At 43.3% G+C, this 12903-nt stretch carries 12 protein-coding genes; 2 read left to right on the top strand and 10 right to left on the bottom strand.

Annotation, left to right across the window (positions count from 1 at the left end):
* Window positions 1-182: 182 nt before the first annotated feature.
* The 10 genes from NPA43_RS01695 to NPA43_RS01650 all read right to left on the bottom strand — a co-directional run bounded on the left by NPA43_RS01695 (window position 183) and on the right by NPA43_RS01650 (window position 10246).
* Window positions 183-1277, bottom strand: coding sequence for a toxic anion resistance protein (locus NPA43_RS01695; protein WP_099726139.1), 1095 nt, complete (start codon window positions 1275-1277; stop codon window positions 183-185).
* Window positions 1278-1291: 14 nt separating this feature from the next.
* On the bottom strand, window positions 1292-2908 hold the full coding sequence (locus tag NPA43_RS01690) for a YceG family protein (protein ID WP_256499274.1): 1617 nt from the start codon (window positions 2906-2908) through the stop codon (window positions 1292-1294).
* 70 nt (window positions 2909-2978) lie between these two features.
* Window positions 2979-3794, bottom strand: coding sequence for an HAD family hydrolase (locus tag NPA43_RS01685; protein WP_256499273.1), 816 nt, complete (start codon window positions 3792-3794; stop codon window positions 2979-2981).
* Entirely contained in the window at window positions 3791-4900 is a 1110-nt protein-coding gene (locus NPA43_RS01680; RefSeq protein WP_256499272.1) for a cysteine protease StiP family protein, read from the bottom strand. The genes NPA43_RS01685 and NPA43_RS01680 overlap by 4 nt, the downstream gene beginning before the upstream one ends.
* Entirely contained in the window at window positions 4893-6224 is a 1332-nt protein-coding gene (locus tag NPA43_RS01675; protein WP_256499645.1) for a phosphoribosyltransferase family protein, read from the bottom strand. The genes NPA43_RS01680 and NPA43_RS01675 overlap by 8 nt, the downstream gene beginning before the upstream one ends.
* A complete protein-coding gene (locus tag NPA43_RS01670) occupies window positions 6214-7401 on the bottom strand; it encodes an HpcH/HpaI aldolase/citrate lyase family protein (RefSeq protein WP_256499271.1) in 1188 nt (395 codons plus the stop codon). Before NPA43_RS01670 ends, NPA43_RS01675 begins: the two co-directional genes overlap by 11 nt.
* Window positions 7402-7500: 99 nt before the next feature.
* Window positions 7501-8280: a TerC family protein gene (locus NPA43_RS01665; protein ID WP_034320586.1), complete on the bottom strand. Its 780-nt coding sequence runs from the start codon at window positions 8278-8280 to the stop codon at window positions 7501-7503.
* 141 nt (window positions 8281-8421) lie between these two features.
* Window positions 8422-9000 (bottom strand): TerD family protein, encoded by a 579-nt coding sequence (locus NPA43_RS01660; RefSeq protein ID WP_003216935.1) that lies wholly within the window; start codon window positions 8998-9000, stop codon window positions 8422-8424.
* A gap of 41 nt (window positions 9001-9041) precedes the next feature.
* Entirely contained in the window at window positions 9042-9623 is a 582-nt protein-coding gene (locus tag NPA43_RS01655; RefSeq protein WP_099726145.1) for a TerD family protein, read from the bottom strand.
* A gap of 20 nt (window positions 9624-9643) precedes the next feature.
* Window positions 9644-10246, bottom strand: coding sequence for a TerD family protein (locus tag NPA43_RS01650; RefSeq protein WP_034320581.1), 603 nt, complete (start codon window positions 10244-10246; stop codon window positions 9644-9646).
* 410 nt (window positions 10247-10656) lie between these two features.
* On the opposite strand from NPA43_RS01650, the gene NPA43_RS01645 reads away from it, so the two are divergent.
* Window positions 10657-11649 carry an LLM class flavin-dependent oxidoreductase gene (locus NPA43_RS01645; RefSeq protein ID WP_256499644.1) on the top strand — a complete coding sequence of 331 codons (993 nt, stop codon included), beginning with the start codon at window positions 10657-10659 and terminating at the stop codon, window positions 11647-11649.
* Window positions 11650-11860: 211 nt separating this feature from the next.
* Entirely contained in the window at window positions 11861-12901 is a 1041-nt protein-coding gene (locus tag NPA43_RS01640) for an acyltransferase family protein (protein WP_256499269.1), read from the top strand.
* Window positions 12902-12903: the final 2 nt, after the last annotated feature.

The raw sequence follows: 12903 nt of genomic DNA, 5'->3' as shown, positions 1-12903 counted from the left end.
AATTCCTAATTGTGCTAAAAAATAAGTCGAATGCTCATGACACCGGACTTTTCATTGATGGGTGAATCTTTCCCCTGAACAGGATTTACCCGAAAATGGTCACATAAAAACCTTTTTCATTCAAATTTTAATAAAATTTATAAAAAACTGCCTGCAACTTTTGTTACAGGCAGCTCGTTTTTTTAGGACTCTAGGGCAGCCCGCTTAATATTATCTTGAAGCTCGAGCATTCGTTTTGTTCCATCTTCGCGTAATCGTTTGTTTTCCTCTTCGATCTGCTTCGTCTCTTTCATCCCCTGTACAATCGTATTAAAGGAGGATTCGATCGTTTCAATGTCGATACTTGGACGTCCGGATAACTTGGCAATCTCAACACTTTGACTAGAGATATTTTCAGCATTTCGCTTCAGCATTTCATTTGTTCTTCTATCCAGCTCACTCATTGAATCAGCCACAAGCTTTTGTCTCTTCGCTGTGACAGCTTGAATGATTCCATTTTTGAAAATTGGAATGGTGATGATGAAGGCAGAGTTGATTTTCCCGATCAATTTCGTATTACCACGCTGCAGCAAACGGATTTGCGGTGCCGTTTGAAGAGCCACCATCCGTGCCATATCAAGGTCATATACACGCTCTTCCAGCGCTTGAATGCCATTACGAAGCGTATCAAGCTCCATTTGTGCCAGCTGGTTCCCACCAGCCGCTTTTTCTTCATAAGATGGAACCAATTGCTTTAATTCTTCGATTTTCATTTGACCTGCTACGACATATTTTTCAAGCTCCATATAGTATTGAATGTTATGCTCATACATTTCTTCAAGCGTCACGGTCGATTTGGTCATTTCGTCTTTATATTTACTGATTTCCACATTGATTTTTTCAATTTCTGCACCGAGTGTTTGATATTTACTGAAAATCTTTTCGATCATGCTGCCGCCGCGCTTAAAGATTTTTGACAATAAACCACCCTTTGGTTCGTCAAAATCATTTTTATCAAAACGATCCATAATCTTTCCAAGCTGCGTGAGCATCGTTCCTGAGTCTGTGACGCTTGTTGAACGCATCATGGAAAGGATACGATCAGAAAACTTAGAGATTTCGACAGCAGGCTGCTTTCCGTATTCAAGCAGATCCAGCTGATTTTTCGCATCAATCTGTCTCGCAATGTTCTGCACTTCTGGTTCATTTCGAAGCTGAACGCGAATGTCGTCTGCCTTCTCAATGGTGATTTCCTCTTTATCAATTGAAATGATGTCATTTCCGTTTGTATTTGTCATAAGCTTTGATCTCCTTATCGGTTTTTAATGGATTGAAATAACTTTCTGACGATGGACGGCTCTTTAAACTCCTGGTTCATGACCATTTCATCGAGCCAATGTATATCAAATAATTGGTCATCTATATACCGCTCTATACACTGATATCCCGCCGGATGATACACGAAGAGATCCACACCCATTTCATTCAGAAAAATCAGGGCAGCCGCATCAGAACGAGTCAGCTCACCATTGTATTCCGTATGGTATAAAATCACTTTCGGTACGGTTTGTGCATAATCAAAGGTTTGAATGAGTTCAATGAGATCCTGGCTAATATGCAGAACCTGCTTGAATAAATAAATACGAATATCTAATTCGGTCTCTTGGCCTTCTTTTATTAGCTTCGGATGCTGACAGATTCGAGATATCGCCTCTGCCATCGCACGCTGCGTGCCCTCATATAAATGAGAAAACTGCCACACATTGCTTTTCATTAATAATTCAGGATCAATCTCTCCCACAGGAGAAAGTGCATGCTGATAATGAAATTGATAATTCGAAGACACTTCTTTCGTAAAAGGGAAATGGTGAATGATCTTCGTCTCTTTCCCCTCCATTAATGTATGGATACGGTCCCAGTATTCACGCTTGTCTCGCGTGACCCCCATCATTTTCGCAAAAAGATTCGGAATCTGTATTGTGTCCCGGTCTGCTTTGAAATTAGGGCGGATAAAAGATCGTTCTTTCGCAATTAAAAACAGCTCGTCATACGTTGTCTTTAACGTAATGGAATGAGGTGTATGATCTCTGAATTGCCACGGCTTATACAGCATTGAATCTTCTGTGTGAAGCACCTCTTCAAGCTCTCTTGTCGAGCGGTACGCCACCGTTGATTTTCTCTCAGGCTTTTCAGTGGGGAACGGCTCAAGCTTTGAAGTCCCCGGATACTGATCAATAAAAGTCAGCTTTTCTTCTGGATCTAATTCGCGGAACGGATCCTTGCCTTCCGGATGAAATAGCACAACATCACAGCCAATCAGCATGACATAGTAAAGAAAATAAAGCTGACTTTTATTCGCCTCTCCATACCAAATGACTGCCGGCATTTTTTCTTCTACATTTACTTCCTTCAGCCATGGTCCTAGATGGTTATTTGAAAACTTCACCACATCTAGTAGGACGCGGCGGAAATCGGGATGCTGAAATCCGCCCTCATGCAGCTGCTTGAAATGCTCAAACACCTTGATCAATGAAAGGCGGATATGCCGGTTCATTACAGGGTTTGGATGGCGTACAATCAGCTGTTCGCCATCTAAAAAAGCCACAAAGCGATTCACGGACAATCCCTTTTCTTCTTGGTTAATCAAATGAATTCGTTGAAGAGCTTGAAAATGCTCCGGCTCAATATGACGATTAAGTGATTCACTTAAAATATGCATGCCGTCTGTTTCATATAATTCATGTAAATAAATAAAATAATCGGTTGCATCATGCGGAGTTCCAAGGACCCGGGCGGCGAGATGCGGCAAGGATAACGTATGCTCGTCCTTTACATAGCCGTCTCGTTCAGGGAGCGGCTTTTTCAGCACGTTTTTCCAGGCTTCCTGCTCCGCCCGTGTATGGGTAACATTGATTTCTTTATAGCTCACGCCGCTCCTTCCTTTCTCCTATATTTTCTCGAAAGCTACTACTATCATATCATTCAGCCTTCTACTTCTGCTATCGAATTGAAGGCTTTTTTGCAGTGGTCATCTGCTTTATGACACAAGCGGTGATTTCATCTGCCGCAGCCATGCCAGATGCTGCTGTCGGCTCAAGTGATGGGTCAAAGTCGAGAACTTCCCCATGCCTTGGGGCAAAGCCCGTATCCGCATGACGAATGAGATCTGCATCTAACAAGGAATCGCCCGCACCATATACGTATTCAAGCTGTAGCCTTTCCTTTAGAAAAGCAACAGCAGCCCACTTATTGAGCGGCTGTGGGATAAAATAGAGCTTCCGGCCCTGAAGTGAAACCTGCCAGCCTCTCTCCTCGCCCCACAGCTTCAATTCAGCAAGCGGAATGTGAGAAAGATGCTCGTCCTTCATGATCAAATAAAGAAATCTTCCCTCTGCTGTCCGGGTGCGCTTGACCCATGCGGCAACCGGAAGTTCAGAGATGGCCCGCAGCATATCTCTAACTGGCATACACTCTCTGAGTCTCTCATCAACAATGACCTGCCAATCCTCAAGCGGCTTGCCATGATGAAGGATACAGCCGCCATTTGTCGTGACGGCATACTCCGGTTTGAGCTCTTGTTGAAAGAAGGTGATCCGTTCATATTGTGCAGTCGTTCTTGTCGTCACTGGGATGAACCAGCCTGTTTGATGAATCATCTGTAAGGTTTTTTTCGTTTCAACAGACATATAGGAAAGCGGCCGTTCATCCAATACCTCAACTAAATCATATGATCCCTCATACGCATACTGTTCAAGCATTCGATGTGAGTATATCAGCGTCCGGTCTAAATCACTGGCAAACGCACATTTCTTCATGACGATTGCTCCATTGGGCGAATTAATCCGCAGCACGTGTAAGACATATTCGCATATTCAATGACTGGAACGCCTCTGTCCTCTGCCAAAAGCAAAATATGCTTAAGCTTCTCCTGAGACCCAGGCTGAATCAGGATTTTCCAAGGGATTCTTCTGAGCAGCACACGGGTCGTCTCACCAACACCCGGCTTAATCAAATGTGTATTTTCAATTCCGAATTCCTGACCGATTGCTTCAATAGATGTCATCCCCCGCCAGTCACCAGGCGTCCCTTGCGCGAGAATGGTCTCTGCTTTTTCTTTTACATTTGGTCCGAGACAAGAAAATGCTTCTTCAATCGTATCCACATACAGATTGGACACGTCCTCATCCAGCAGCTCTTCGTAATATTTGGCTCCATGGAAATCATCGGCATTGATCCAGCGGTTGTTTAATACCGTTCGACTAACAAGCCCTGACACCGTCGAATTCAGGCAGGCACTTGGAATGAGGAAGTCCTCCCTTGTTCCGTATACATTGGTACAATAGCCAGGATCAGCCAGCACAGCCAGCTCACTAGAAAGACGAATCTCATATTTATGTTCAAAATCAATCACAGCTTTTTGAAGCTCTTTGGAAATAGCACCTTTTCCGGTCCAGCCATCAATAAAGGCAATCTCAAAGCCTGGATGTTCTTTGAGCATATAATGCAGCGCATTCTCGTCTATTCCTCGGTCTCGAATAATAGAGATGCTGTAATGAGGCAGATCGAGACCATACGTCTTGCGAATATATCGTTTGATAAGCACCCCGATCGGTGTCCCAGCCCGCGCCAAGCTGCAAAGTACGGTTTGGAAGCCTCGCTTTTTCACAATTTGTTCTGCCACAACCGCTACTGCTTCTGCTACCTTTTGCTTACTTTCTTCAAGAGATTGATAGAATAAGGTCATATAAGATGGCGTTGGTTTATATTCAATTGGCAGCATTTCTGAATAATGCGCACCGCTCTGAATAGAACGTTCTCGCTCCTCTGTACTTTTCTCCATCTCAATTGATGATAAATCCTTGAGTAAGAAGGTTACATCCTGCTCTGGATAGCTTCCCATTTTTGTATACACATTAGCCATTCACCTTCACCTCGTCTGATAAAGTCACAATATGCACATGCTTCACATGCCGCTCGGCAAATAAGTGAACAAGCGGAAGCAATGCCCTCTGAGAGACCTTTTTCTCGAAAAAGAGAAATACATCATCGTATTGATCTTTTGGTATGTTGTACACGTAGTGCTGAATTCGAGCATCCTCTGGACTCATAAACGCAAACCCATTCTGAACAGCATATCCATCCTTTTCGACCGGATGGATCGGGCTTCTCGTCGTTGAATGAAAGAAAACGCCGTCTCCCATATGTGCTGCAAGTCTCATCGGCACATACATCAGCTCACCTGTTCCTAAACAGAGTGTCAGTTTCCCTTTCCGCTCCTTCTTTAGTTTCAGCCCAGCCTCAGCAGCTGCTTGATCGATGGCGTCCGTATCGGCTTCGTTTAAACCGAAACGACCTGTTTCATGTATATATGGCGTATGACCAGCCAAATTTGTTGCATGAGAAAGTGAATATGGAACTTGCCTAAAGAAAGATTGAAGGGAATGAAAAGAGAGATCTGGTCTATTCTCTTGTTCAGTAATCTCATATGAATAAGCAGGCTCATCTAGTGTTTTGCCCCGAAAGACCATCTGTCCTCTTAATAAAGACAATGCTGTGATGTGAATACCAAGCTCTTCTTGAAGCTGAAGCATGGCTTCCTCGTGCTCCTCTGTCCGCCAATCCAAAATGGAAAGAATGGTATAAGAATTCCGCGGGTACTTTGCATGAAGGTCCCGAATGATGTTGATATTTGTGCGGCCTGTCGTGACTTCATCATCTACTAACACAATGGGGCGGTCTGTACGAAGTAATGCTTCGTCTGCATAACAAAGCTGATCTGTTGCATGCGAATGCTCTTCTTCAAATACCAATGCAGGATCAAAATCTAGCAGCTGTTCACGTGTCGTATGAATGTAAGATGCTCCTTCTATCACGTCAAACACACCATGACCAAGTGCTGTTGCCGTTTCAGCAAAACCGATCACGATAGGCTGTTTGCCTGCCGAAAGCTTCTCTTTTTTGAGCGCTTCATAGGCTTCTGTTAACGTCGCGTGGTCATCCGTCTTGAGTGACTCTACTAGACGGTCTTGATGCAGGGGCGTCTTGCCCGTTTGCTCTTTGGCATAAGCCATTGCCAAAAGACCAGAGACAAGGAGCGGCTTCACTGGATGAACGGGAATATGTTTACCGAGCACCTTACTAACAAATAAAAAGGCTCGTTTTTTATTCACCCTTGCCGCCATTTCAAAAAGATGCTCTTTTTCCAGCTGAAGCGCACCTTCTTTGAGGTCAAGGTCAACCTCCATATGTTCCAAGATGTTCAGCGTATGAAGCTTCTGCTTCTGTGAGTATGTCGATATAGCTTCTATTTTCATGAAACACCCCGTAAATGTCTGACTTAATTAAAATGTGCTCTGCCCAACGATAATGCGGCTTCGTTTCATTCATCTTATTAGAGAATACACTCTTCATCACGCCAACTGTGCCATCTGCATATTCCAAAATGCTTAATGCATCCATGTACTCTTCCTTTGTCACAACGTACATGCTTTGAACTGGCTTAAGATGTGTTGGATGAATCACTGTCTTTCCATGTATGCCGTTTGCCACATCCAGCCTTGTCTCCTTGAGTAAGCCTTGTACAGGATCGAACTCAGATGAAAAAGACTCCACGCCCTTAGAGAGCGCACGGATGAATGGCTTCTGTTCTTTTCGTGCCGGGCCAAAATGTTCCCATACAGCACCAGATATCACAAAAGAACGGCCAAAATAATTGATGATATCTGTGATCAAATCAGCAATGAGTCTGATCTCATAGATAGTGGTCTCACGATCACGGCGAATGCCATATAACCCACAAAGATCTGTAGCCCCAATGCGAATATTCAAAATATATTCCTCGTCACCCAGCATGATCTGCTTCAACTCGGACAACACCGCATATCTTGTTTCTTTTTCTAATAAATCGGGTGTTTCCAAAATGGGCATTCCATAAAGTTTCGTCTTCTTTTGTGCCGAAGCCCGTTTCAGGCTGTCCAAATATGCCTTTGCATTATGAACGGAACACTTCGGGAACACAAAACCCGTAAGTAAATGAAGAGATGAACCTAGCAAGTCTGCCATTTTGAGCAGCTGCTTCGGCGAACGCACCCGAATAAATAAAAGCGGCAAATGTTCAGCTGTTTCAGGAAAATGAGTTAAATTCTCCTTGAGACTCGCCAATTGTGCCACTACATTCTGTTCGGCCATGTCCACTTCTTGATCACCGATGGCATCCTCCAAACAAAACACAACAGAGCAAAGCGCTTCATATTTCTGCGAAAGCAGCATGTCTGCTACATCCTGTCTTGTCGCAGGCATATACAAAGTAGCACCTAATGCATGCGCAAGTACATGCTTTGGCGTCATTGAATGAATCGCCGCCGGCCGCTTGAAAAAAATATCGTGCTGCCTCGCCTCTGATAAAAATCGAAAATACCGCATGCTGTGCCACCTCCTGTTGTTTAGAGAAAATCGAACAAATGACTTGATGATTCAAAAAAGGATGGAGCCGCTAGTCAACTCCATTCCTTTTTGATCGTCCTATTCTTCTTTTGAAGCCGCAGCTTCATTTGTCACATCTTGATGTTTCTTCTTATTGATTTTATGAACAATAAACGTTCCGATAAAGGCTAGGATAATAATCGCAAAAAATACAAGATGCGGGATTTCAATATGAGCCGCACTCAATGCCATTTTGGCTGCGATAATCCCAATGAGAATAAATGCTGTATTCTCAAGCTCTGGTATACGGTCAATGAGAACAAGGAATAACTGTGCGACTGTACGCATCATGAGAATGCCAAGCATTCCGCCTAATAGAAGAATCCATACTTCCTCAGATACAGCGAATGCAGCAAGGATACTGTCAACCGAGAAGGCAAGGTCCATAATTTCTACAGAAATAACGGTTGCCCAGAAGACACCAAATACACGAATCATCCAGCCTTCTTTTTTCAATTCCTTCGCTTCGTCATCTCCATCACCTAACCAGAAGTGCTTAATGACAAGCCAAGCTAAGTATGCAGCTCCTAGAACCTTAATCCACCAGAACTTAATCAGCAGCATCCCTACGCCAATGAATAGAAAACGGAAGAAATAAGCGCCAATTAATCCGTAGGTTAATGCCTTTTTACGCTGTTTTTCTGGTAAATGTTTCACCATGACCGCTAATACAAGTGCGTTATCTGCTGATAACAATCCTTCAAGCACAACAAGGGTCCCGATGAGCCCCCAAGAGACAGGGTCTGATAATACCTCTGCCCACATATGCCAATCAAAAAACGAGGCATACGTGTCCAACATATGTTTCAAAATGTCCAACTGGTTTTCCTCCTATAAGTGTAGAAGCATCAGCAGGCTTTCGCCTGCTGCTATTCTTGATCGCTGTTTTCTTTCTCACTTTGGAAAAGGCCCTTATATGAGTCATTGGCAGCGCCTCTCGAATGGATTTGTTTCTCTTATTTACACTTCTAACCCATAATTTTGACAAAGAGCTGCAAGTCCGCCAGAGAATCCGCTTCCGATTGCGTTAAACTTCCAATCGCTTTCGTGGCGGTACAATTCACACACCACGACAGCTGTTTCAATTGAGAAGTCTTCCCCTAAATCAAAGCGAATCAATTCTTCCCCGCCCTCTTCATTTACAACACGAACAAATGCATTTGAGACTTGTCCAAAATTCTGGCTGCGCGTCTCTGCATCATGGATCGTAACTGTAATTCCGATACGATCAATGTTAGCAGGAATTTTCGAGAAATCAACGAGAATTTGCTCGTCATCTCCATCTCCTTCACCCGTCCGGTTATCACCTGTATGAGTGACACTGCCGCTCGGATGCTGAAGATTATTATAGAACACAAAGTCTGTATCTTGCTGACAACGATTGTTTGCATCCACTAAGAAAGCCGAAGCGTCCAAATCAAATTCGGCTCCGCCAGAATATTTATTCGTATCCCAGCCAAGTCCGATCATCACTTTTGTCAGCCCTGGGTTGGTTTTTGTTAAATCGACACGTTGTCCTTTTGAAAGCTGAATCGCCATATTCGTTTCTCTCCTGTCTTTGAAAATATGAAAACCAGTCGTTACCCGATATCTAAGCCGAAGTCCGTTGCAATACGTGCAAGTCCGCCTTGATAGCCCGATCCGACAGCTGAGAACTTCCATTCCCCGCCATGACGGTATAATTCACCTACAATAATGGCCGTCTCTATTGAGAAGTCCTCTGCCAAATCATAACGAATGAGCTCTTCATTCGATGCCGCATTTAAAATACGTACATATGCGTTAGACACTTGTCCGAAATTTTGACTGCGTGCTTCTGCATCATGAATCGTAATGACAAATGAAATCTTCTCCACACTCGCTGGCACAGCTGAAAGGTCGACATTGACCTGCTCGTCATCTCCGTCTCCTTCTCCAGTGCGGTTATCGCCTGTATGTACGACACTGCCGCCTCCGCCAGTTGTTTGATTGTAAAAGACAAAGTCAGATGGAGAGCTCGCTTTACCTGCCGCATCTAAAAGGAATACACTTGCGTCTAGATCAAAGTCTTGTCCGCCGTCATACTTATTTACGTCCCAGCCAAGACCTACTACCACTTTTGTTAAACCTGGATTCGTTTTTGTTAAATCAATTTTTTGACCTTTCGCTAAAGAAATTCCCACTAGGAACCTCTCCCTTCTGGTTAAATGTAATTTCTCGTAATATCGGCTAGCTTCGCATCATTTGTACCATTTCCAACAGCCGCAAACTTCCAATCATTCTCGTGACGATAAAGCTCTCCGACGATTAATGAGGTTTTTCCTGCATACTCATCTTTCAAATTATATTTCACTAATTCTTGATTGTTTGAACGATCAACGATGCGAATGTAAGCATTCTGAATCATACCAAAGTGTTGGTTTCTTCTAAGGGCATCATAGATGTTCACGACAAATACCAATTTATTCACATTGCCCGGCACCTTGCTTAAGTTGACGAGGACTTGTTCATCATCTCCGTCTCCTTCTCCTGTCAGGTTGTCACCTGTATGCTCGACACTGCCGCATTTGCTTTTCAAGTTGCCAAAATAAATCAAATCTTTATTTTCAACAAACTTATCATTTTTCAGCATCAGTACTGAAGCGTCACAATCAATATCAGCGCCGCCTCCGCCGCCAAACAGCTTTCCTAAAAAACCGCCGCCTTGTGATACAGGGTCCCAGCCAAGTCCAACCAGAATATTCGTTAGTCCTGCTTTCCCTTTTGTTAAATCAATACGTTGACCTTTTTCTAATGTAATCGCCAAATCAATCACTCCTCAAGCATAATAAAAATCTATTTATTAAGCGATGGACCCTATTAAAATCATCATACATGAAAATTCGACAAAATTCATGAAATGACATTGGAGCCTCTTACTCTTTTTTCTATTTACTAGTATATACGATCTATGTTCATGATAGGTTTCAACAACATAATATTTTTTTAAAGAAAGATCCATGTCGTAAACGAAGTGTTTCATGTGAAACATTGTCGAATGCTCCCGGTAAACAGTCTTTACTGATGAACGGAAGTGTGGGCAAGGTTTCATATGTTGATATAGAAAATATAAATGCATTCGTATGGAGGATAAACCCTTTCGTTTCCTTCCATCCATCTATTTCTTTATACTTGTGAATAGAGAACATTCAACGTGTTGATGAAAGGATGTTGATGATGCCATCACTTCATATATTAGATCAAGTCGCCATTCCTAAGGGTCAGACAGCGCAGGAGACATTGATTCACACAACGCAGCTGGCTCAGCTTGCAGAAACACTTGGGTATGAGCGCTATTGGTTCGCTGAACACCACAGCACAAGAGGGCTCGCTAGTACAGCGCCTGAAATATTAATGGCTCATATTGCGGCTCATACATCGACCTTGCGTACAGGGTCTGGCGGTATTTTACTTCCGCAGTACAGTCCTTTTAAAGTAGCAGAGGTCACGCGTCAGCTTGAAGCTCTTTATCCTGGACGAATTGAGATTGGTGTCGGCAAATCTCCAGGCGGGATTGAAAGGACGAGACTCGCTTTGACGGACGGCGTGAATAAAGATCTGTCTCAGTTTGACCGCCAGCTGAAGGATCTGCTTTTTTACTTATCAGACAGTCTGCCTTCCGGTCATCCGCATGCAGGGGTAAAAGCGGCTCCGCTTGTTGATTCTCATCCGCCGGTTTGGCTGCTTGGACTAGGAGAAAATAGTGCAAAGCAGGCTGCGGAGCTTGGCATCAACTATATTTTTGGCCACTTTATCCACCCTGCGCGCGGCAAGCAAGCATTTGAGACGTATCGGTCACACTTTTCTCCGTCTGTTTTTTCCAGCCAGCCTCAATCTATGTTTGCTGTCTTTGTGATCTGCAGTGAAACAGATGAGGAGGCCGACCGGATCGCCAGGAGTACAGATTTATGGCTGCTTCGTGTTGAAAAGGGACTCGATAGCCGCGTTCCTTCTTTAGAAGAAGCAGCTGAATATCACTACACCGCACAGGAAAAGAAAAAAGTGTTACAAAACCGCCGGCGAATGATTGTTGGCTCGAAGCAAACAGTGAAAGAGCAATTACAAATCTTAATGGATCGCTATCAAACGGATGACATCATGATTTTGAACAATTCATTTGATCCACTAGAAAAACAGCGCTCCTTCAAGCGAATAGCACAACTATTTTGAAGCCAATCCTCTTGGCTTCTTTTTTACATTGTCATAAAAAATGGGAATTGTAACATAGAGATATCAAAATCCTTCCGTCTGTCATCTGATCGCAAATGTGTCTTCTAATCGTTAGCGAACTGTAAACGCATGAAAGGTGTACCTTTTATATAGTAGAGGTACAGATTGAATGAACGGTTTACGATGCTGAGAGGGAAGGAGATGATAGGAAATGAAAAAAAGACTCGATTGGGTAGATGCAGCAAAAGGAATCGGCATTCTGCTGGTGGTCATGGCGCATGTGCCCATTCCAGATTCGTTAAAGCAATTCATTTACTCTTTTCATATGCCGCTTTTCTTTTTACTATCTGGCATGATGTTTAGATCATCCTCACGCCCTGCTATGTCATTTATTCAGAAGAAAGCCAAAAGCTTACTCTTACCGTATCTCTATTTCTCCATCATTACGTATGTTTTCTGGTTCTCCGTTACCCGTTTTTTCGCATTCAAGGGGCAAACGGATATTGATCCCTTCGTTCCATTTACAGGTATTTTCATATCCAATGCAGATGAAGCAAGGCTGACACATAACCCAGCGATCTGGTTTTTAACGACACTCTTTTTAGTGGAAATCTTATTTTTCTTTATGCACCGCCTGACAAAAGGAAAACCCGCCGCCTTGATTTTACTGACTGTTCTTTGCGGGGGTGCTGGATATGCTTCTACTTTTCTTTTAGATCAAAGTCTTCCTTGGAATGCCAATGTTGCCTTGACGGCTGTTGTGTTTTATTCGATTGGATTTTTGGCAAAGCAATGGTTTGTGGAATTAAAAACAGATCCAACTCTTCTGCTATGCACTGGTCTGCTTGTGCTGACGGCTTACATGCAAAGCTATAATTCTCGGATCGATATGCGCGTTAACGACTATGGCGATCTATTCATTTTCTATGTATGTGCACTGCTCGGTTCAGCTGCTGTTATTTATTTAAGCTTCAAATTGAAAACATCCCCTATTTTGACGTATCTCGGACGAAATTCCATTGTCATTCTCGTCTTGCAATTTGCCGGCATCGATATCATGAAAGCATTTGTTTATTATGGACTTGGCATCAATATTTCTGATACAGCGCAGCTCTATTGGACACTCTTTTATACGATCGGCACATTGCTGCTCATGGTGCCATGCATTTCCTTCCTGAGCAAGTATCCTATGCTGCTCGGCAAACCAGCCAAAGCAGCACACCGCTACGAACAAAAAACATCCGCCGGCTAATC

The sequence above is a fragment of the Bacillus pumilus genome, assembly GCF_024498355.1.
Lineage (GTDB): Bacteria > Bacillota > Bacilli > Bacillales > Bacillaceae > Bacillus > Bacillus pumilus_P.
The sequence above is the reverse complement of the archived record's forward strand: the minus strand, read 5'-3'. Positions and strand labels throughout refer to the sequence as shown.